The 20972-nt window shown below is 38.3% G+C and carries 21 protein-coding genes and 1 pseudogene; 1 reads left to right on the top strand and 21 read right to left on the bottom strand.

Annotated elements, in window-relative coordinates; all coding sequences use genetic code 11:
- Positions 1–76: 76 nt before the first annotated feature.
- From IGK03_RS06280 to moaC, 11 genes are all read right to left on the bottom strand, one after another.
- A complete protein-coding gene (locus IGK03_RS06280) occupies positions 77–625 on the bottom strand; it encodes a CvpA family protein (protein WP_002357705.1) in 549 nt (182 codons plus the stop codon).
- Between the two features lie 19 nt (positions 626–644).
- On the bottom strand, positions 645–1088 hold the full coding sequence (zapA, locus tag IGK03_RS06275; protein ID WP_002357706.1) for a cell division protein ZapA: 444 nt from the start codon (positions 1086–1088) through the stop codon (positions 645–647).
- 268 nt (positions 1089–1356) lie between these two features.
- Entirely contained in the window at positions 1357–3459 is a 2103-nt protein-coding gene (locus tag IGK03_RS06270; protein WP_002398260.1) for a heavy metal translocating P-type ATPase, read from the bottom strand.
- 121 nt (positions 3460–3580) lie between these two features.
- Positions 3581–4585, bottom strand: coding sequence for an ATP-binding cassette domain-containing protein (locus IGK03_RS06265; protein WP_085406594.1), 1005 nt, complete (start codon positions 4583–4585; stop codon positions 3581–3583).
- A complete protein-coding gene (modB, locus tag IGK03_RS06260) occupies positions 4582–5253 on the bottom strand; it encodes a molybdate ABC transporter permease subunit (protein ID WP_002360415.1) in 672 nt (223 codons plus the stop codon). The genes IGK03_RS06265 and modB overlap by 4 nt, the downstream gene beginning before the upstream one ends.
- Positions 5254–5261: 8 nt before the next feature.
- Entirely contained in the window at positions 5262–6062 is an 801-nt protein-coding gene (gene modA, locus IGK03_RS06255; protein WP_002357711.1) for a molybdate ABC transporter substrate-binding protein, read from the bottom strand.
- Between the two features lie 18 nt (positions 6063–6080).
- Positions 6081–7052, bottom strand: coding sequence for a molybdopterin-binding protein (locus IGK03_RS06250; protein ID WP_010713437.1), 972 nt, complete (start codon positions 7050–7052; stop codon positions 6081–6083).
- 3 nt (positions 7053–7055) lie between these two features.
- Positions 7056–7538 (bottom strand): MogA/MoaB family molybdenum cofactor biosynthesis protein, encoded by a 483-nt coding sequence (locus IGK03_RS06245; RefSeq protein WP_016617934.1) that lies wholly within the window; start codon positions 7536–7538, stop codon positions 7056–7058.
- Entirely contained in the window at positions 7531–7965 is a 435-nt protein-coding gene (locus IGK03_RS06240; protein WP_002357714.1) for an MOSC domain-containing protein, read from the bottom strand. Before IGK03_RS06240 ends, IGK03_RS06245 begins: the two co-directional genes overlap by 8 nt.
- 2 nt (positions 7966–7967) lie before the next feature.
- Positions 7968–8942: a GTP 3',8-cyclase MoaA gene (gene moaA, locus IGK03_RS06235; protein ID WP_289858018.1), complete on the bottom strand. Its 975-nt coding sequence runs from the start codon at positions 8940–8942 to the stop codon at positions 7968–7970.
- Complete coding sequence (gene moaC / locus IGK03_RS06230; RefSeq protein ID WP_002366623.1) at positions 8939–9448, bottom strand: cyclic pyranopterin monophosphate synthase MoaC; 510 nt, start codon at positions 9446–9448, stop codon at positions 8939–8941. Before moaC ends, moaA begins: the two co-directional genes overlap by 4 nt.
- Positions 9449–9667: 219 nt before the next feature.
- Here moaC and IGK03_RS06225 point away from each other — a divergent pair.
- Positions 9668–9883, top strand: a pseudogene (locus tag IGK03_RS06225) (hypothetical protein).
- Positions 9884–10408: 525 nt separating this feature from the next.
- Here the strand turns inward: IGK03_RS06225 and IGK03_RS06220 are convergent.
- The 10 genes from IGK03_RS06220 to pepT form a co-directional block, all read right to left on the bottom strand.
- Positions 10409–11611 carry a molybdopterin molybdotransferase MoeA gene (locus IGK03_RS06220; protein WP_141439594.1) on the bottom strand — a complete coding sequence of 401 codons (1203 nt, stop codon included), beginning with the start codon at positions 11609–11611 and terminating at the stop codon, positions 10409–10411.
- Between the two features lie 17 nt (positions 11612–11628).
- Positions 11629–14349 (bottom strand): formate dehydrogenase subunit alpha, encoded by a 2721-nt coding sequence (gene fdhF / locus IGK03_RS06215; RefSeq protein WP_430602572.1) that lies wholly within the window; start codon positions 14347–14349, stop codon positions 11629–11631.
- 2 nt (positions 14350–14351) lie between these two features.
- A complete protein-coding gene (locus tag IGK03_RS06210) occupies positions 14352–15650 on the bottom strand; it encodes a complex I 51 kDa subunit family protein (RefSeq protein WP_033624949.1) in 1299 nt (432 codons plus the stop codon).
- An 11-nt stretch (positions 15651–15661) separates the two neighbouring features.
- On the bottom strand, positions 15662–16150 hold the full coding sequence (locus tag IGK03_RS06205; RefSeq protein ID WP_016617932.1) for an NAD(P)H-dependent oxidoreductase subunit E: 489 nt from the start codon (positions 16148–16150) through the stop codon (positions 15662–15664).
- Positions 16138–16719, bottom strand: a complete 582-nt coding sequence (locus tag IGK03_RS06200; protein ID WP_010775810.1) for a hypothetical protein — start codon at positions 16717–16719, stop codon at positions 16138–16140. The genes IGK03_RS06205 and IGK03_RS06200 overlap by 13 nt, the downstream gene beginning before the upstream one ends.
- On the bottom strand, positions 16709–17533 hold the full coding sequence (locus IGK03_RS06195) for a formate/nitrite transporter family protein (protein ID WP_010775809.1): 825 nt from the start codon (positions 17531–17533) through the stop codon (positions 16709–16711). The genes IGK03_RS06200 and IGK03_RS06195 overlap by 11 nt, the downstream gene beginning before the upstream one ends.
- 15 nt (positions 17534–17548) lie before the next feature.
- On the bottom strand, positions 17549–18124 hold the full coding sequence (mobA, locus tag IGK03_RS06190) for a molybdenum cofactor guanylyltransferase (protein ID WP_002361748.1): 576 nt from the start codon (positions 18122–18124) through the stop codon (positions 17549–17551).
- 140 nt (positions 18125–18264) lie between these two features.
- Positions 18265–19293 (bottom strand): lysylphosphatidylglycerol synthase transmembrane domain-containing protein, encoded by a 1029-nt coding sequence (locus IGK03_RS06185; protein ID WP_002360426.1) that lies wholly within the window; start codon positions 19291–19293, stop codon positions 18265–18267.
- Between the two features lie 19 nt (positions 19294–19312).
- On the bottom strand, positions 19313–19579 hold the full coding sequence (locus IGK03_RS06180) for a DUF1294 domain-containing protein (RefSeq protein ID WP_002357729.1): 267 nt from the start codon (positions 19577–19579) through the stop codon (positions 19313–19315).
- A 145-nt stretch (positions 19580–19724) separates the two neighbouring features.
- Positions 19725–20954, bottom strand: coding sequence for a peptidase T (pepT, locus tag IGK03_RS06175; RefSeq protein WP_002360428.1), 1230 nt, complete (start codon positions 20952–20954; stop codon positions 19725–19727).
- Positions 20955–20972: the final 18 nt, after the last annotated feature.

The raw sequence follows: 20972 nt of genomic DNA, 5'->3' as shown, positions 1-20972 counted from the left end.
GAAAAGACTGAGACATAACATAAGAAGTTTCGCTTTGCTCACTTACTTCTTATCTCTATCTCAGTCCCATTCAGCTTTATTTCGTAATTGGTTCAACCCATAATTCATATGCTTGTTTTGTTAGAATTGGGGTATTTTTTACAATGCCTCGTGCCAAGCCACTTGACCGAAACTGATTTTGGACAATATCTGACGGAATCATTGACGCCGTAGCTAACACTAGAAAAAGACCCACGTATAACACAAGAACACTTAATACGCCACCTAATAGTCCATTTACCTGTTTCAAAACTGGAATAAATGTTAATCCATGTAAAAAGATAGCTAAAAAACGAACGACCAACCAGCCTGCAAACAGCAATAATAAAAACGCAACCGCTGAATAAAAGGCTTTGTCCAAGTCTAAAGAAATCTCTTGATTAAAAAAGACAAGCTTTGACGTTGGCGTAACCGATGGATATGGAATATACAATTCTAAATGAGAAGCGACCTCTTTGTAATAGGTTCGAGCAACAAAATATGAAATTAAGTAACCTACCGAATAGAGCACTTGTAAAATCAAGCCTCGTTTAGCTCCTGTATAAAATCCAAAGGCTAAAAGTAATAAAATAAGTATTGTTAACATCTTGTCATCCTTTCAGGAACTACTCCGAAACACCTTTATTTTGAATCTGCTGTTTTCGATTTTCATTCAAAATTTGTTGGGCTTCCACATGATTATGAATTTCTACATCTTCTTGTCCATTCTTTTTCAAAACATCCCGTGCTTCTTCTTCGATAATTTCCATTCGGCGCACACGATTCTCTAATTCAGCCAAACGAATGGTTTTCTGTTTTAAATCTGCTACTTGTTTTTCCAATTTTAAAGCATATTCTTGTTTTTTTAGTTGATCTGAAATTGCATTAATTGCTAATAAAACAGAAGCTTGTTCCGTATCAGTTTGCGGAGAAAGATGTTTAATTTCCGCCAGTTGTTCGTTGACAATTTTTGTGACTAAATCCATATGTTGTTTTGACTCTTGGCCAATAATTGTATACGTATGGTCTGCAATGATTGCTTTATATCGTGTTTTTTCATTTGATGCCATGCTGAGGTTCCCTCCTGTAAATCAATCCATTCTTGCTTATTGTACCATGAAAAAAAAGCGAAGCGCAATTTTCGTACAAATTCTCTCTTATTATATGCCACAAAGCGAAAAATTTAAAGATTTCTTTACAAGAACTCTGGCAATTTAAGAACGAATAGAAATTGTGTAGGAGAAAAAGCGTGGAACAAAAAGTCAAAGTGATTTTTGTCCCACGCTCAAACTCTGATAATCAGCTAAAAATGTTTGTTTCAGCTGTACTTTTTAAGGCTTAGTTATTATCTTTCATCTTTTCTACACGTAAACAACGCATAGCATTTAAAACAGCGATAATAGTTACACCAACATCAGCAAAGACTGCTGCTTGCATTGAAGCCAAGCCTAATGCACCTAGTACCAAAACAATGATTTTAACAGCAATCGCAAAGATAATGTTTTGTTTAACAATTCTCAATGTTTTTCTTGATAATTTAATCGCAGAGGCGATACGACTTGGTTCATCATTCATAATCACCACATCAGCAGCTTCAATTGCCGCGTCACTTCCTAAACCACCCATGGCAATCCCAACATCAGCCCGGGCTAAAACAGGTGCATCATTCATACCATCACCAACAAAGGCAACTTTGTTTTTAGGTGAAGATGCTTTTAACAACTCTTCTAAACGATCCACTTTGCCATCTGGTAAAAGTTCCGCATAAACTTTGTCAACACCAACTTCTTTTGCAATAGCTTCTGCAACTTGTTGATTGTCTCCAGTCAGCATAACAGTTTGTTTGACCCCTTCAGCTTTTAATTCTTTTATTGCTGAAATGGCGTCTGGTTTCAATTGATCCGCAATCACTAAGTAGCCTGCAAATTGATTATCAATAGCGACAAAAATTAAAGTTCCCGCTTCCTTCACTTCTGGTGCTTCGATACCAAATTGTCTCATTAACTTCGCATTACCGACTAAAACTGTTTTACCTTCAATTGTGGCTTTGATACCGTGACCGGCAACCTCTTCAATTGCTGTTGCTGGAACAGTTTCTTTGCCATAGCTTTCTTTAATAGAAATAGCAATTGGATGAGTGGATAATTGTTCTGCTGTTGCTGTTAAACGCAACAACTCTTCTTCAGGTAAAACAACACTAGTTATGTTTTGAACCACAAAATTTCCTTTTGTTAGCGTACCAGTTTTATCAAAAACAATCGTTTCCGTATTCGCTAAAATTTCTAAATAGTTGCTCCCTTTAATTAAAACACCTAGTTTGCTGGCTCCGCCAATTCCACCGAAGAAACTTAAAGGAACAGAAATGACTAAGGCACATGGACAAGAAATAACCAAGAACGTTAATGCCCGATAAACCCATTCATTAATAGAAGTATCAGGGAAAATAAATGGTGGAATCACTGCCAATAAGACAGCTAAAACAACGACAACTGGTGTATAGTAACGAGCAAATTTAGAAATAAAGTTTTCTGCAGGGGCTTTTTTACTGCTAGCATTTTCAACTAAATCTAAAATTTTGCTAACTGTTGAATCCCCAAATTTTTTCGTAACATTAATGGTCAAGGCCCCATTTTTATTGATAAAACCACCTAAGATTTCATCGCCGACTTTGACCGTTCTTGGAACGGATTCACCAGTCAACGCAGAGGTATCTACCATACTTGATCCATCAATAATTTGACCATCTAATGGAACTTTTTCACCTGGTTTCACTAATATTTGTTGCCCAATTTCAATTGTATCTGGAGCGACCGCTTTTATTTGTCCATTTACTAAAAGATTTGCTGAATCTGGACGAATATCCATTAATTTGGCAATTGATTTTCTGGATTGATCAACCGCAGCACTTTGGAACCATTCGCCGACTTGGTAGAACAACATTACTGCCACAGCTTCGGGATATTCCCCAATAAAGAATGCCCCAATCGTTGCCACAGACATTAAGAAATTTTCATCAAACACTTCCCCACGAAAAATATTCGTTACCGCTCGTTTGACAATGTCGCCACCAATTAAGACATAAACGACTAAATAAGACGCCAAAGCAACCCAATTATTACTTGGCTTAATGATAATAAGTGCTAAAAATAAAACAAATGCAATAATGATACGAATTAAGCGATTCTTATTTGGATTACGTCCCTCTTCTTCTTTGACATCTTTTAAAGAAATAACTTTGACATCTGGTTCTAACTTACCAATCACTGCACGCGCTTCATTTTCGACTTCTAAATCATGTCCTGATTCAACTTCCAGTGTCATTTTTTCAGCCATGAAGTCCACACGCGCTTTTTCTACTCCGTGAATTTTTTGGACAGATTTTTCAATTTTGTCTGCACAACTTGCACAATCAAGTCCTTCTAGTTTATAACTCTTTTGCATTTAAACACCTTCACTCCCTATATAATAGCGATTATTCCGTTTACATGAATAACCTTTCATGAATCTATTATAAATGAAGATGCAATCATATGTCAACCGCTTCACGTAATCTTTTTCTATTTTATAGACATAATGGCATAATTGCTGTAGGTGGAATGGATAACTGAGTAATAACTTTCGGATTGAGTCTATTGCTCCCTTTCCACCAAATTTTGGTTTGTTGGTGTTGAAACCAAGCACTTTGTTCAAAAGGTGCTGACAATGTTTGTAAGTGATGCACTTCGATTTGATTGGTTGCCTGCGGTTCTGTTGTGAAATCATGGGCCCGAATACCAATAGAATGACAAGAAATAGGAACTTCTTGTGTAACCGTTAGTGTTTGTTGCCAGCCAATCACTTGGACTCTGTGCGCATCTATGCGTTTGACAGGCCAAATATTTTTACAACCAGTGAGTTTAGCTGCTTCAATCGTTTGAGGTTGGTTAAATAATTGATTTGTTGCACCAAAAAGTGTTTGTTTTTTTGTGATTATCACTAAACTCTGACATAACTTATACAGTTCATCTAAACTATGACTCACAATTAAGGCATGTTGATTTAAATTACTTAATCGCTGTTGAAGTTCAATTTGCAGCTCTTCCTTTAAGGGTGCATCTAATGCGGAAAATGGCTCATCTAATAATAGGTAAGCCGGCTGAGCCGCTAGCATTCGCGCAAAAGCCACTCGTTGTCTTTGTCCTCCAGAAAGTTGACTAGGATATTGTTGTTGGACTTTAGTTAAGTGAAAAGACGCAAGCAATTGAGTGACCAATTGTAAATCTTTTGTCACGCACGTCAGATTTTCTACTACCGATAAATGAGGAAACAACGCATACTGCTGAAACAAAAGACCAATTTTTCGTTGTTGCGGCGACAAATTGATCTTTTTTTCAGCATCGAATAAGACTTGATCATTTAAAACAATCTGACCTTTATCCGCAGTCTCAACACCCGCAATACATTTTAATAACATACTCTTGCCACAACCAGAAGCACCTAAAATTCCTGTTGTTTGCGTCTTTGTTTCAAACTGAATTTGCAAAGTATGACTTTTCAATTCTTTTTGAATATCAACAATTAATCTCATTCCGATCTTCTCCAAGCGCGCTGACTAAAAAATTCCGTAAAAAATAAAATAATCAGGCAAAGTAATAACATAATCACAACATATTGATTGGCTAAGCGCCAATCCCCACTTGCTACAGCAGAGTAGATAGCTAAAGGAAGCGTTCTTGTTTTGCCAGCAATATTCCCTGCTAACATTGTCGTCGCTCCAAATTCGCCTAACCCACGGGCAAAGGCTAACACGCCACCGGCCAAGAGACCGTTCATCGACAAAGGTAACGCAATTTTTCTAAAATATCGACTTTCCGAAAATCCGAGTGTCTGGGCTACCGCCAACAATTCACTATCCATTTGTTCAAACGCCGTTAAGGCTGAACGATACATTAAAGGAAATGAAACAGCAACGGCAGCAATAACCGTAGCTGGCCACGAAAAAACAACTTGAATGGCAAAAAAATCAAGTAAAAACTGGCCGACTGGTTGCTGAACACCAAAAATAGTTAAGAGAAAAAAACCAAAAACAGTCGGCGGTAAAACTAATGGCAACGTAAATAAACTATTCAAAAGAATTTTTAATTTACGATTTTTCAAACGAAAAACAATATATGCAACGCCTGTTCCTAAAATAAAAGTAAATAAAATGGCGATTATTGCTGTCTGAAAAGATAAAAGAATTGGTCGAACATCCATTTTCCCACCTACTTTGTTAACTTAAAGCCAATATTTTCAAAATATTTTCTGCATTGTTGACTCTGTAAAAAATTTAAAAAAGCATCCGCTGATTTTTGTTTCTTAGAGGCGGCAACTTTACCAACTGGATAGATGATTGGCTTCTTCAAAGCAGCTTCAGGCATGGCCGCAACAATCGCTACTTTTGAATTGGTTGCTGCATCTGTCGCATAAACCAAGCCAGCTTCTGCACTTGCATTCGCTACCCATTCAAGGACTTCTGTTACATTCGTGCCAAAGCTTGCGTGTTTTTCTACATAGGACCAAGCACCTAAAGCTTTTAAGCCTTCTTCGGCATATTGACCAGCTGGAACACTCGCAGGATCACCAATTGCTATCATTTGGGCTTTTTTTAAATCAGAAAAATCATGCCACTTTGCTTGATCTTGGTTAGGCACAATAAGAACAAGCTGGTTTTCCAATAAAGGAACGACACTTTTCTTATTAATTAGTTTTTCTGCAACCAATGCATTCATTTGTTTTGTCGAAGCCGAGAAAAATACATCGGCTTTTAGGCCTTTTTCAATTTGCATCTGTAATTTTCCAGAACTATCATAGGTTCCAGTTACCTGAATATCTGGATGCTCTTTTTCAAAGGCTGGAATAATTTTCTTCTCCATGACTGATTCTAAGCTAGCTGCTGCCGCAAGGGTTATTTCTTCTTTTTTTGTTGAAACTGTTTCTTTTTGCGGCTGATTTGTACATGCAGCAATTAGGGCAACTAAACTGAATAAACTAAGCAAGAACACAGTCTTTTTTTGTTTAGACATTTGAACGCCTCTTTTCTTTTATAAATACCCGCCATAACTCAAGTCAATAATTTCAGATTTTTTAATCACTTCTTTGGCCATTAATCTTGGTAACAACAAATCAAAAACAGTTTTTTCTGAAAATAAAACACCACCTGGTAAGCCAATGATCGTTTGCTCTCCTTTATAAGCCAGCAAAAACATTGAGCCTGGTAAGACTGGTGTCCCATGGGTTACGATTTCAGCACCTGTCTGCTTAATTGCTAACGGTGTCAAATCATCAGGATCTACACTCATACCACCTGTACAAACAATCAGATCAAGCCCTTGTGCTAACATCTTTTTGATCGCAACAGTAATTTTTTGCGGCTGATCATCGACAATTTCTTGCTTGACAATCGTAACTAAAGGATACGCGGAGAACTTGGCTTTTAACACAGGGTAAAAAGCATCCTCAACCAATCCTGTGTAAACTTCACTGCCAGTAGTTACAATCCCGACCCGTATTTTTTTGAAAGGTTTCACAGAGATTAGTGGCTCAGACGTGCTGAACTGGCATGCCTTTTCTAATTGGCTTTTAGAAATTGTTAGTGGAATCACTCGAAAGGCTGCAACTTTTTCATCTTTCTGAACTTCTATATTGGTAATTTTAGTTGACAAGGCAAGACCTTCAATTTCATTTAAAGCAATTAATTTTTCTCGATTGACTTTTAAAAGACCTCTCGTGCTAGCTTTAGCAACAATTTTTCCTTCATGGACTTCACTCGGCTGACATGAGTCATCTGTTAACAGGTTATACAAAAATGTCGCTGCCTCTTCTTCATGTATTTCTGCTGGATCCAAGGAAACAAACAGATGTTTTTTCCCTAATGATAAAAGAATTGGAATATCTTCTTGAACAACTATATGTCCTTTTTTAAAACACACTTCCTTGGTCTTTCCATAGTCAATTCGCGTAATATCATGACTCAACGGAAGGCCAACTGCCTCTTCTGTTCGAATTGTTTTCATGGTTTATTCCTCATCATGTATGATTTTTTTATTTGTGATTAAATCCAAAGCGTGGGGCAAAACAGGCAACAAAAAATGCAAATGTTCTGTTACACTTTTTGGACTACCAGGCAAATTAACAATGAGCGTGCGTCCTCTTTGAACAGAAACGCCTCGACTTAACATAGCAAATGGTGTTTTTTCCAAGCTAAGTTGACGCAAGCCCTCACTGATCCCAGGAATGATTCGCTCTGCTACACGTAAGGTAGCTTCTGGGGTCCGATCCCGTTCACTCAACCCTGTGCCGCCTGTCGTTAAAATCAAATCACAGGTCTTAGACCACTCTTGCAATAGCTCTACTAATTGATTTTCTTCATCTGGTAAAATGGTTTGTTTGGTTACCTGGTAGAGCGCAGGTAACTGTTCACGAATCAAGGAACCCGATTGGTCGACAGCAAGTCCTTGAAAGCAACGATCACTTAATGTTACAATGCCCACTTTAAACAACGTCTAACTGATCTCCTTTTTTAATATGACCTTCTGTCACAACAACTGCAAAGATTCCTTCTCTAGGCATGATGCAATCGCCCACTCGCGCATAAATCTGACAGTGTTTATGGCACTCTTTCCCAATTTGAGTAACCACCAATTCGGAATCGCCTATTTTCATTTTCGTTCCAACAGGTAATTGACGTAAATCAATCCCTGAGACGATAATATTTTCCCCGAAAGCACCATTACCAACCCGAGCTCCTTTTTCATTGAAAGCCGTTATTTCTTCAAAAGATAACAAACTGACTTGTCGATGCCAATTACCGCCGTGCGCATCATTTTCTAATCCGAAACCTTTAATTAAGTTGACTTCAGGAATTTCCTTTTTCTGTGTGCCTCTTCGCGGGCTAATATTTATTGCAATAATTTCTCCTGTTTTCATACTTACCCTCCTATTTGTGACATAAATCGTTGTTCTCCTTGTTGTTCCAAGAAAAGATGTTTTTCAGGCTTACAGGCAATGCCACTCTTGATAATCCCTAACAATTCTGCTGTTTGTTCCTTAGCTAAAGCTTCCTTTAACGAGTAGCCGTCTGCAGAATGCAGGCACGTTTTTAAATGGCCGTCTGCAGTAATTCGAATTCGATTGCACGTCTCGCAAAAACAATGCCCTAATGCACTAATAAAACCTATTTTTCCTTTAAAATCTTTTAAGGCGTAATAACTAGCAGGGCCATTGCCCAATGGTTTTTGGTATGGTTGTAACGTTCCATAATGTTTGGTTAAAATGGCTTCTACTTCTTCTTGTTGCTTACCTGGATGCTCCTTCCCTAATCCAATTGGCATCATTTCAATGAAACGAAGATGCACAGTCTCTTTCTTAGCGATTTCAGCCAGTTCTACAATTGTTGCTTCACTTAGCTCTTTCCTAGCTACAGTATTAATTTTGATATTAGGTAATCCCACATCAATCGCTTGTTCTAAGCCCGCCAGAACATTCCTTAACTGACCAACTCTTGTTATTTCTCGAAATTCTTCTGGATCCAAAGTGTCTAAGCTAATATTAATGCCGTCCAAGCCCACCTCTTTTAACCCTTGAGCCTCACGAGCTAACTTCATGCCATTAGTCGTTAGGGTTACTTTTTCGATGCCTGAGATTTGCTTTATCCTTTTAATTAAAGAGAGTAAATTTGGTCTAACAAGCGGTTCACCACCTGTTAATTTAACTTTTTTGATGCCTTCTTTCGCTAATATCCTCAGTAAAAAAATAATCTCATCATCTGTTAGAAGCTGCTCTTTTTTTAAAAAGCAAAGACCTGTTGCTGGCATGCAATACGTGCAACGTAAGTCACAACGATCTGTTAAAGACAAACGAACATAATCAATTTCACGGTTAAATGCATCTTTCATGCTGTTCACTCATCACTTTCCTTTGATTTAATTGAAGAACGAATGAAATGACCACTACGTCCACCATTTTTCTCTAATAAACCAATGTTTGTCATTGTCATTCCTCGATCAATTGCTTTACACATGTCATAAATTGTTAAGAGTGCTGCCTGCACACCTGTTAGCGCTTCCATTTCAACGCCAGTTGAACCCACTGTTTTTGTAAAGCAACGTACTTCTAAACAAGTTTGATTGCGCCAATCAAACTGAATTTCACACTTTGTCAAAGCAACCAAATGACACAAAGGAATCCATTCAAACGTTCGTTTTGCGGCGGTAATCCCAGCTACTCTTGCTACCTGTAATACTTCACCTTTTTTAATCATTTGGGTCTGGATCGCTTCTGCTGTCGCTTCCAACATGTGAATTTCTCCATAAGCGAGGGCTGTTCTTTCAGTGTCATTTTTTTCCGAAATATCAACCATATGCACTTCTCCTTGTGTATTCAAGTGCGTAAATTCCTTACTTTGAACCATTTCTCCACCTCACATTTGACATTTGTTAACGTTTACACAATACTTCTTTTTCAAGTGTATCACTCTTGCATCAAAAAAACAATCTGGCATCCACAATTTTTTTTAGCGAGAAATCGAAGTTAAAAAAGTTAAGCGACAAAAATTACGTGCTTCGCTTAGCCTGACCAGACTTTTGTCTAAGTCTTAAAACTTGATAAGCAATAAGAGGTCGGGACAGAAGTGCTTAACTCCGAGAACCAAGTAGGTACTGTTCAACACTCCCAAAGGCTCAAATACATCGAGTAATCGCAGATGTCATCTATTTGCTTTGCAAATAGTGTTTCTCAGCACTTAAGAAGGCTAAACTGCGACGAATGCTCACATGAGAAAGCCAATAAGAAGGAATTTCCGAAAATTGTCATAAAACACAACGAGGAACGAGTTGATGTTGCATGATACACTACACTCCGTTTCGTTCGCATCAATTTCTACGCATGGAACATGCTAGAATTGAAGGACCCGGTGTTCTTTAATTTTTGGAGACCAAGTCCTTCAATTCTTAGTGATTTATCACTTAGAGATTGATGAGATCGGAGCTCTGCGAAGTAGGTATTGTTCATCATCGAATCACTACGTTCTTCGTGATTCTCAACACTTGGAAGGATTAAGATACGCCGAACACTTGTGTGAGAAAGTCAATTTCGGCTTATTTCCGAAGGACCTTCACCAAGTAGGTACGATGATTTCATCTGTTCATGCTTCACAGTGAAACATCGCAACTCTTAGAGCTGTAGCTCTTTTGAAGGCTGTACTGTGACGAGACGCATGTCGAGAAAACACCTTAGAAGTTGTTGAGATCGGAGCAACGCGTAGTGTTGCTTCTGTTCCCGCCGTTTATCAATTTTTAAGCCTGGAACAAAAATCCAAAGTGATTTTTGTTCCAGGCTCTTACTTTCATACTAATCTTAGGTCAGGTTGTCATCAAGTTTGCCAATAATAGACTTTTACAAGCGCGCCTTTTTTGAGTAGTACACCAGCTGGTTGTTCTAGCAGGCAATTTGTTTCTAAAGTATTTGATAAATTGGATGAAAGATGACTTTTTGTCACTAAATTTACTGTGCCATCTATTTCTTTCGCTCGGTAAAATCGACGTAGTCTACTTGGTGCTAATTCATGCGCTAAAATTACTGTTCGTTCCTTGAGATTTAACTCGACACAATTAAAAAAAGTAGCTAATAATGTCCAGTAAAAAAGATGTAAATTAACCATTGCCGCAAACGGATTGCCTGAAACGCTTAAAATGAGTGTCTCTTGAAATTTACTTCCCATAACTGGGGTTCCAGGTTTCATATTTACAAAATGAAACAACTCTGTTCCTCCGATACGTTTAATCGCTAAAGGTAAATTGTCCTTTTCACCTACCGAAACACCACCACAAGTAATTAATACATCAAGTTTCGGTGAAATCTCAATCAGCCTCTTCGCTAATTCTTCAGGGTCATCTGAACAATGGTCTAGGTGGATTACTTCATTGCCACTCGCTTTGACAAAAGCTGCTAACATGTAGAGATTACTATTATAAATTTTCCCAACTGACAGTGGTTCTTCCAAAGAAACTAACTCACTACCGGTCGCTAAAATCCCCACCTTCATGCGCTTCAAAACAACAACTTTATCAATCCCTTGCATTGCCAACAAACCAATCATGCGACTATTAATCTGTTGATGTTTTGCTAAAATTTTTTGCTGAAAAGCAATATCTTCTCCAATTTCCGCATAGTTTTGGCCCGCAGTGACAGAGCGAAAAATTTTAACATGGTCCTGCCCAAAATCCGTCCATTCTTGTGGCACTACAGCATCAAAATCGGTTGGAATAAAAGCACCTGTCGTTATTTTAATCGCACAGTTATTCGTCTGATTACAATAAAACATGGAATCCCCTGCCACTAAAGAGCCGACGACTTTTAAACAACTTGGGCTTTCAGCAGTCGCACCTCGTGTTTCTACTGCACGAACGGCATACCCATCCATCCCGGCACGAGGAAAATGAGGAATCGCTGTCTCTGCAAAAATGGTTTCTCCGCTAATCCGCCCCAAGGAATCAAGCAGCGCCACTTCTTCTGTTTCACATTGACTCTTCATATGTTGGGTCATTTTCTCTCGTGCTTCTTCCAACTCGATCATGTTTTAATCATCCTTTTTTATTTATTCACTGGTTTAATCGCAACGGCACAAACTTTATATTCAGGAATTGTGGCGATATCATCAAATACAGCATTGGTGATTTCGTTAACATTCCCATCTGGAAAGTGGAATGTCATAAAGACTTCTTGCGGAAATACTCGATTTCCGACAGCCGCATAGGTTTCAATTTTGCCACGTCGAGAATGAACTTCAACTTTGTCACCTTCTTGGATTCCCAGAGCTTGTGCATCGACTGCATTTATCTCAATATAAGAGTGATTCGCTATTTGGTTAATCCCTTCCGTTCGTCCTGTCATTGCTCGGGTATTGTAATGGTAAAGCATTCGGCCTGTCGACATTAAATACGGGTACTCTTCATCTGGTAATTCTTGTGCTTGCTTATACGGAATTGCTTTAAATAAACCTTTCCCACGAGCAAAACTGCCCACATGCATAATCGGCGTACCTGGATCTGTCAAGCTACGACAAGGCCATTGTAAGCTCTCCTTCTCTAATCGTTCATAATTAATTCCACCAAACGAAGGCGTCACAGCTGAAATTTCTTTCATAATTTCTTTTGCAGATTCATACGCACAAGGATAGCCCATCCGTGTCATGACTTCACAAAAAATTTCATAGTCTTCTCGCGCTTGTCCCCTTGGTTCAACAGCTTTGCGGACTCTTTGCACGCGCCGTTCTGTATTTGTAAATGTCCCATCTTTTTCTGCATAACTGATGCCAGGTAAAACAACATCTGCATAAGCAGCCGTTTCGGTCATAAATAATTCTTGAACGACTAAAAAGTCTAAACTTTCTAAAGCTTGACGAACATGTCCTGTGTCTGGATCCGTAACAATTGGATCTTCTCCAAAAATATAAAGGCCTTTGACGTTTCCTGCCGTTGCTGCTGGCAAGACTTTAGTAGAAGTTAAACCTGTGTTTCGATTTAACGGCACATGCCAAGCTTTTTCAAATTTGTCGATTACTTCTGGATTATTGACTTTTTGATAGCCTGGGAAATCATAAGGCATACAGCCCATATCGCAAGCACCTTGAACATTATTTTGACCTCGCAAAGGATTGACACCACAGCCTGGTTTTCCAACTTTACCAACCAACATTGCCAAATTAGACATACTCATAACACCCTCAGTTCCTGTCGAATGTTCCGTTACGCCTAAACAATAAATGATTGGTGCTTTCTCTGCTTTTGCATACATGCGTGCTGCTTGAATTAAATCTTCTGGATGAATATGACAAATTTCTGCGACTTTTTCCGGCGTATAATCAGCCACCATTTTTTCTAAATCTAAAAATCCTTCTGTCCGTTCTTCAATAAAATGGCGATCTGCTAAACCTTCTTTCAAAATCACATGCATCATGCCATTAGCAAATGCGACATTCGTTCCCGCCTGAACTTGTAAATGCAGCGCACTATCCTTCACTAAGTTAATTTTCCGCGGATCAACAACAACAACTTGCGTTCCTCTTTGGATGGCTTGGCGAATTTGCGCACCAATAACTGGATGAGCTTCTTCTGGATTGGAACCTACTAATAAAATCATGTCGACATCTTCAGTGATATCAGCAATAGGATTAGTCATCGCACCAGAGCCTAAGGTTTGGGCTAAACCATGGACCGAAGCCGAATGACAAACACGGGCACAGTTATCAACATTATTGGTACCAAAAGCAGCACGCACCATTTTTTGAAAGACATAATTATCTTCATTTGTCGCTCTAGAGCACGAAAAACCAGCAAGAGCATCCGGACCGTTTTCTGCTTTAATTTCGTTAAATTTTGACGAAACAAGCGTTAAGGCTTCTTCCCAAGAAGCAGGTTCAAAAATCCCATTCCGTTTAATTAATGGCTCCGTTAAGCGATCTCCTGACCCAACAAATTTATATGAAGCAAATTTTCCTTTCACACAAAGTAAATTTTTATTAGCTGGTCCATCCAGAGGTTCAACACCCACCAAACGATTATTTTTAACGAGTAAATTCATCTGACAGCCTGTCCCACAATGTGGACAAGTTGTAGGAATTTTCTGGGTTTCCCATTTGCGGTACTCTTTCGTATCTTTTGCTGTTAACGCTCCTGTAGGACAGGAAGAGACACAATTGCCACATGATTCACAGATAGATTGATCAAACGCCTGCCCATAATTCGGCATCATTTTTGTTTCAAAGCCACGATTAGCAATACTGAGTACATCTCTTCCCTGCCGCAATTGACAGACACGAGCACAACGACGACACATGATACACTTTTCTGGATCATAAGAGAAAAATGGATTACTGGTATCTTCTTGATGGCAAGGCATTCTTTTTCCCTCGGTAAAGCTAGTGGCATCAATCCCATAATCTAGCGCATACTGTTGTAATTGACAATCCCCGTTTTTTCCACAAGAAAAACAGTCTAATTTATGATTACTCAATAATAAATCAAGAATAAAACGTCTGGAATCAGCAACTTTTTCAGAATGTGTTGACACAACCATGTCCTCTTGACAATGTGCCGTACAAGCAGTTGTTAAGCCACCACGTCGGCCGCCTTCCACCTCAACCACGCACATCCGACAAGAACCATCAGGCGCTAATTCCTTTAAATGACAGAGCGTTGGGATTTCAACACCTAGCCCTTTCGCTGCTTCGAGAATGGTAGTCCCTTTAGGCACAGTTACTTCTTGGTTATCAATAGACAATGTAACTGTTTGCGTATGCAACTTTGTTTTCATTTTTACCAACCTCCTTTGCTGGTGGCATAGATTTCTGTTTCAGCAGTCGTTTCAAATTCTTCTGGAAACAAATCCAATGCACTCTTCATTGGATTTGCGACGGATTGGCCCAAACCACAAGCTGATAATCGCGTGACATGCGTGAGCATCTTTTCCAATCGTGGCAAATCACTAGCTGTTGCCTCGTTCCGATTGAATTTACTCAATAATTCCAAAATCCTAGTTGTTCCCAATCGGCAAGGGGTGCATTTACCACAGGACTCATGAGCAAAAAAGGCCGCCACGTGTACTAAATAGTCCACAACATTGACTGAATCATCCATTACTACAATTGCACCAGAGCCGACAGATAAGTCATGGGCCCATAAATCTTCGTAGGAATACAAACAATCCCTTAACGTTGCGACAGCACCAATTGGACCGGATTGTCCACCGAAGTGAATAAATTTTAATGATCGACCAGTTGCAGAGCCTCCGCCGTATTGCTCGCCATAAATTATTTCTTCTAATGGTGTTCCAAGGTTGACCTCGTATAAGCCCCGATTTTTAATATGTCCAGACAAACAAATTAGCTTTGTTCCGCCACCATCGGCAGTACCCATCTCTAAAAAGGCTTGTCCACCTTCTCGTAAAATTACAGGAACACTTGCAAATGATTCAACATTATTTACTAATGTTGGTTGCAAATATAAACCAACATCTGCTAAGTGTGGTGGTTTGACACGCGGCCGCCCCGTTTTTCCTTCAATTGAATTTAAAAGTGCTGAATTTTCCCCACAAATATAGGCGCCAGCACCAGAAATAATCGTAATATCATAATTAAATCCTTCAATTCCTAAAATGTTTTCCCCTAAAAAGCCAGCTTGTCGTGCATTATCCAGTGCTTCTTGAAATGTTTTTTGGATTCTGCGATATTCTCCTCGCATATAAATATAACCTGCTTTTGCTGAAAATAAATAGCCAGCAATGATCATTCCTTCAATCACACTCAATGGATCTTCAGATAAAAGTACTTTATCCTTAAAGGTCCCTGGTTCGCCTTCATCAGCATTACAAACAATGTACTTTGTGGTTCCTTTTGCATGATAAAGATGGCGCCATTTTTTTCCTAAAGGATAGGCTGCTCCACCGCGACCTCTTAAGTGCGCAATATCCAGTTCGTTTAAAATTTCTTCATCCGATAGTGAAATTGCTCTTTTTAAACCATCAAATCCATCGTATTTACAATATTCAGAAACATCGGTCGCAGATTGCATTTTCCCCATTCTCTCTAATAACATTGGTTGGTTTCTCTTAAGCATTGACTCACCTCCTACAGTCCTTCATAGCAATCATTTTGTAAATGTTGAATTAATTGATAAATTTTCTCTTCTGTTAGTTGACTAAAAACGGTGTCCTTAATTTTAATTACTGGACCTAAATCACAAGCCCCGATACAAGGAATACTGTGATACATAAATAAGCCATCTGGGGTCGGCTGATTCTCTGGCACTTCTAAAATGGTTTCTAATACCTCTGCAACCATCGCCCCACCAGTATAATGACACGGTGTGCTGTTACAAATCTTCAAGACATACTTCGCTTGCGGTTCCGTCTTTAAAATGGCATAAAAACTGACGATTTCATAGACTCGCGCTTCCGTTAAATGTAGATGCTCTGCAACTAATTGAGCTGTTTCCTGATCGATATACCCTTCCTCTGAAGCAAATTGTAATTCAATTAAAATATTTAAAATTCGTTGTGGATCAGCATCGTTTGCTAGAATAATCGCTTCTTTTTCAATTAAGCTTAATGCACACATTCCTTTTTATTCCCCCTTTTTAGTGAAACTTGAAGTTGTTCTCCTTGATAATAGATACGCAATTCTTTTGGTATTTCAGCAGATAGTAAACAAAAATCGGCTTTATCTATAACATTTTTTGCTGATTCTTTTTGGCGATTCTGGTTATTCATCATAAGAAATAGTCCTGGCTGTACAACATTACGTAATGAATTTGATTCACAAATGATTAATGCTTGGGCCGGCACAGCTTTCAGAAATTGCTGAATGGCTTCCGCCAAATTTTCTTGAAAAACTTTCAATAGAAAAACTTTTTGACAACCTGCAGCTAATAATTTCATGGTATCTTTATTGCCAATCGTCTCTTGCTCTTCTACTAATTCATAACCAGCTGTAATACTGGTACAAATTCCGCATCCTTTTGTGCCTCGTTGACACACCCCTCGTTGACCACTAATCGTAATAATCTTCAAGCCATAAATTGGATAGACTTCTTGGTACTGTTTAATAAGGGCTTCGGCTAATGTCGTTTTGCCACTATTCCGACCAGTAGAACCAATTTGAATCATGTTTGGTATCTCAATTGCCATAGAGCTCCTCCGTCTGAATCGTTTTCTCAACTCTTGGTTTGACAGTTGCTGGTTTTGTCATAAAGATCAATGGTACGGCCATAAAAAGACTGCCACCTACTGCATTGCCTAAAAATACCCATAGTGTATTTTGCAAATAATCCCACCAACTGATTGTGGTGCTTTGTGAAAAAATTGCCGCTGGAATAATAAACGCATTGGCGACCACGTGTTGAAACCCACAAACAACGAAAACCATGACAGGAAACCACAAGCCAAACATTTTACCTAAATATGATTTTGCCAACGCTCCGAGATAAACCGCTAAACAAACAAAAATATTACAGCCAATCCCTGAAACAAAAGCAACTAGCGGTGGATCAGCAATTTTCGCCTGAGCAACTGCGACTGTTTTATCCAGAAACGCACCTTCAGTTAACCCAACAATATGGCCAAATAAATACGCCACAAGAAATCCGCCTAGACAATTGGTCAATAAAACAACTAGCCAGTTATAACAAAGAGTGCCCACTCGAACCTTTTTCTGTAATACGCCTAATGTCATTACCATCATATTGCCTGTTGCTAACTCACCACCAACAAAAGTAAGCGCTATCAATCCAACTGGAAATAAAGCTCCACCCAGAAAGTTGTTAAAACTTCCCCATTCTGTGGGGGCGGTTCCAGTGATACGAATAAACGCCAAGTAACCCAGTGCAATACAAAAACCAGCCATGATGCCTAAAATACAGAGTCGAACAAACGATAATTTCCCTTTCATTTTTGCCTTATCACCTAAGCTTGCAACTATTTCTTCACTACTGAAAAAATCCATTACGATTCCTCCTTTTTATCGATACCACTGAGACAATTCTTCTTTTCGATTGACATTTTTAAGTTGATTCTCTTTTGATAGTTGCACCGTTTTTACAGATAGATGCTCAAATTCTTGCCGAATCTGATAGTTATTTTGCGCAAGCTGTTTTTGAAATGTTGGTAAACAAGAACATCGATAAAAGCCAAATAATGGTTCTTGACGACCTTCAAAGTCAAAGATTGTTACTTGATTTTGTCCACGCTTAGAGGCTAACTGATACACAAGTTTAGGAGAAAAAGTTGGTATATCACAGGCAATTACAAACACTTCAGCTTTCTGAGTATAGTTCATTGCTGTCACAATCCCACCTAATGGCCCCTTTCCAAGATACATATCTTGAATGATTGTGCATTTTCTAAACGCCTTAGGAAATTTTTGACTATCATTCGTTACTAAAATAACCTCTTCGAACAGTTCCATTAACTTTTCAGCTGTTTGCAAGATCACGTATTGGCCTTGAATTTTCAATAATGCTTTATCAAATCCCATCCGTGAACTTTTCCCGCCGCATAACAGCACTGCTGTACAATCAGCAATAATTTTCGCCACCCCTTTACCATAATTTTTATTAGTTCAAAAAAATATTTTTTAGTCATGTATTAAGTCTATTATAAGACATCCCTCGTACAAGTCAATTCCTTTTAAAAAAAAAGAACGAGAAAAAGAGCGACTCTTTTTCTCGTTCTACCTTATTCATCTGTTTGACGTTTTATTTCTTCAATCTCAATGCGTAATGATTTTCGTTTCTCAATGGCGACATAAACCAAGCCAATCAAAAAGGGTAACACAAAGCTACCAAATCGATACAGTAAAACAGATGCTACAGCATCAACATTGCCGACCAATGGTTTAAACAACAATAAGTAAACAAATTCAAATGGACCAATGCCAGCAGGTGTTGGAATAACTCCTGAAAGAATAACAGCAAAACTGGTAAAGGACATCACTAATAATAAATCAATATTCGGGTGATTTTCTACTAAAACAATGTAAGGAATAATGTACCAAAATAATAATTTAAATACATTCCATGAAAAGATTCGAAGCAACGCTGAGCGATCTTGTGTAATTGTTTGGACAGCCGCCCGCAAGGAATAGATTTGTAAATTACAATTATCCACCCAATCTCTTAGTTTTGGTCGTTTAAACCAACGATTGGCAAACTTAACCAATAAAACTTGCAACTTTAAGCTACTAGATAAAATAAGTAATGCTGCAATTATTACTAATGTTAAAATAACACCTGCTAAAATGAATGGAATCATCTTAGGCGCATTTTCATAAAACAGGGAAAATTGAATAATCAAACCAATAATTGCTAAAAAAATCACGGCTGCTTTGTACATAATCATATGTAATGCCGTTATCCCCACACTTTTAGAAACAGGAATTCCCTTTTTCTTATAAAAATAAATTTCTGAAAGCAAGGTTCCCGTGCCAAATGAAATAATCCGATAAAATGCTACATAACAAGAAGTAAAAAAACCATCCACTGTTGTAAAGTCTTTGTTAAAATAACGAGCTATTTCCTTGATTGAGCGCCCTTCTGCAAATTGATAAACTACTCCAAAAAAAATAACAGCAATCAGCACCAGCCAACTCGTTTCCATCAGTTGAGCAAAAATATCACTTAATGAATTATCCATGACATAAAAGATTACGCCTAAAACGATAATCATTAACAACATATTTAAGCCAATTTTTACTTTTCCTTTCATCGCTTCTCCTTTTTTGTTCTTACTTAAACGTTAGATAGATGCAACTAATCATCGCGATTACGCCAATTGAATAACACAATGCAAAAACTGGTTTTTGGGTTTTATGATGAAATTTCTTTTGTCCCATTAGCCCACCTAGACCGCCACCGACAAGTCCTATCGTCAATAAGCGGCGTTCTGGAATACGCCAGTCCCCACGTTTTGCTTGTTTTTTATCATAACCCATCATACTAAACAATACTAAATTAATGACGAGGAAATAAATGATTACTATCCACTGAAGCATTCTTTCTGGCCTCCTAACTAGTTACTGTACTAGGATACCTTGTTCTGATTCTAATTGCAAAAAAATTTTCAATGACTCATGAAACTACAACAGGAAAGTAAGCTCTCGGTTGCCCGTTTTCTTACTTTCCTATTGAGTACCTCATTTATTTTGCATTTAATTCAGCAATTTTAATAATCACATTGGTCGCTTTTTCCATGGCTTGTAATGAAACAAATTCAAAACGGCCATGCATATTTTCGCCACCAGCAAAGATATTTGGTGTTGGAATCCCTAAATAAGAAATTTTTGAGCCATCCGTTCCACCGCGAACAGGTTCAATAATTGGTTGAATTGACAATTCTTCCATTGCTTGTTTAGCAATTTCGACAATGGACATATCTTTTTCAATCACTTCTCGCATATTATAGTATTGATCAAATAAATCAACTTTGATTCGTTCTTCATCAAATGGTGCATTCAATGTTTGCTGAATTTCTTTAATTTTAGCTTTACGTGCTTCAAAAATCTCGCGATTGTGATCGCGAATAATATACGTCATTGTAGCTTCTTCTGGCGTTCCAGCAAACGCTGCTAAATGATAAAAGCCTTCTTCACCTGCTGTTTTTTCTGGAACTTCGTCAGCAGGTAAGGCATTATGGAAATCAATTCCTAGTTGTAACGCATTAATCATTGTATTTTTCGCCGTTCCTGGATGAACGTTTTTCCCTTGAATTGTAATTTCTGCTTGCGCCGCATTAAACGTTTCAAATTGTAATTCACCTACTGGCCCACCATCCATTGTATAAGCAAAATCCACGTTAAATTGAGCGACATCAAATTTGTCGGCACCTACACCAATTTCTTCGTCAGGACCGAAAGCCACACGAATGGTGCCATGCTTAATTTCTGGGTGATTAATTAAATATTCCATGGCTGTCATTATTTCCGCAATACCTGATTTATCATCAGCCCCTAATAAAGTGGTACCATCGGTTGTGATAAGTGTTTCACCACGATAATTTTTTAAGTTAGGAAAGTCTTTCGTATTTAAAGTGAATTTGCCTTCTTTATCTAAAGGAATCGTTGATTCTCCGTCATAGTTCTCAACAATTTGCGGAGAAACATTCACTGCATTAAAATCAGCCGTATCCATATGGGCAATAAAGCCGATTGAACGAACGTCTTTCTCCACGTTACTAGGTAACGTAGCAATCACAAAACCATTTGTTTCGTTATAAATAACATCGCTCATCCCTAATTCTTCTAATTCTTTTTTTAAGGTTTGTGCAAAGGCTACTTGTGTTTGTGTTGATGGTGTCGTTGTGCTAGTTGCATCTGAGCGTGTTTCTGTTTTCACATAGCGTAAAAAACGAGGTAATAGATTTTCATACATAAAAGAACACTCCTTTAA

The sequence above is a fragment of the Enterococcus sp. DIV2453a genome (assembly GCF_050533535.1).
GTDB classification, from domain to species: Bacteria; Bacillota; Bacilli; order Lactobacillales; family Enterococcaceae; genus Enterococcus; species Enterococcus faecalis.
This window is presented reverse-complemented; position numbering and strand designations above follow the sequence as displayed.

Excerpts from the sequence above, each read along its gene's own strand:
- IGK03_RS06280 (WP_002357705.1), bottom strand. The coding sequence starts at position 625 with ATGTTAACAATACTTATTTTATTACTTTTAGCCTTTGGATTTTATACA.
- zapA (WP_002357706.1), bottom strand. The coding sequence starts at position 1,088 with ATGGCATCAAATGAAAAAACACGATATAAAGCAATCATTGCAGACCAT.
- IGK03_RS06270 (WP_002398260.1), bottom strand. The coding sequence starts at position 3,459 with ATGCAAAAGAGTTATAAACTAGAAGGACTTGATTGTGCAAGTTGTGCA.
- IGK03_RS06265 (WP_085406594.1), bottom strand. The coding sequence starts at position 4,585 with ATGAGATTAATTGTTGATATTCAAAAAGAATTGAAAAGTCATACTTTG.
- modB (WP_002360415.1), bottom strand. The coding sequence starts at position 5,253 with ATGGATGTTCGACCAATTCTTTTATCTTTTCAGACAGCAATAATCGCC.
- modA (WP_002357711.1), bottom strand. The coding sequence starts at position 6,062 with ATGTCTAAACAAAAAAAGACTGTGTTCTTGCTTAGTTTATTCAGTTTA.
- IGK03_RS06250 (WP_010713437.1), bottom strand. The coding sequence starts at position 7,052 with ATGAAAACAATTCGAACAGAAGAGGCAGTTGGCCTTCCGTTGAGTCAT.
- IGK03_RS06240 (WP_002357714.1), bottom strand. The coding sequence starts at position 7,965 with ATGAAAACAGGAGAAATTATTGCAATAAATATTAGCCCGCGAAGAGGC.
- moaC (WP_002366623.1), bottom strand. The coding sequence starts at position 9,448 with ATGGTTCAAAGTAAGGAATTTACGCACTTGAATACACAAGGAGAAGTG.
- IGK03_RS06220 (WP_141439594.1), bottom strand. The coding sequence starts at position 11,611 with ATGATCGAGTTGGAAGAAGCACGAGAGAAAATGACCCAACATATGAAG.
- fdhF (WP_430602572.1), bottom strand. The coding sequence starts at position 14,349 with ATGAAAACAAAGTTGCATACGCAAACAGTTACATTGTCTATTGATAAC.
- IGK03_RS06210 (WP_033624949.1), bottom strand. The coding sequence starts at position 15,650 with ATGCTTAAGAGAAACCAACCAATGTTATTAGAGAGAATGGGGAAAATG.
- IGK03_RS06205 (WP_016617932.1), bottom strand. The coding sequence starts at position 16,150 with ATGTGTGCATTAAGCTTAATTGAAAAAGAAGCGATTATTCTAGCAAAC.
- IGK03_RS06200 (WP_010775810.1), bottom strand. The coding sequence starts at position 16,719 with ATGGCAATTGAGATACCAAACATGATTCAAATTGGTTCTACTGGTCGG.
- IGK03_RS06195 (WP_010775809.1), bottom strand. The coding sequence starts at position 17,533 with ATGGATTTTTTCAGTAGTGAAGAAATAGTTGCAAGCTTAGGTGATAAG.
- IGK03_RS06185 (WP_002360426.1), bottom strand. The coding sequence starts at position 19,293 with ATGAAAGGAAAAGTAAAAATTGGCTTAAATATGTTGTTAATGATTATC.
- IGK03_RS06180 (WP_002357729.1), bottom strand. The coding sequence starts at position 19,579 with ATGCTTCAGTGGATAGTAATCATTTATTTCCTCGTCATTAATTTAGTA.
- pepT (WP_002360428.1), bottom strand. The coding sequence starts at position 20,954 with ATGTATGAAAATCTATTACCTCGTTTTTTACGCTATGTGAAAACAGAA.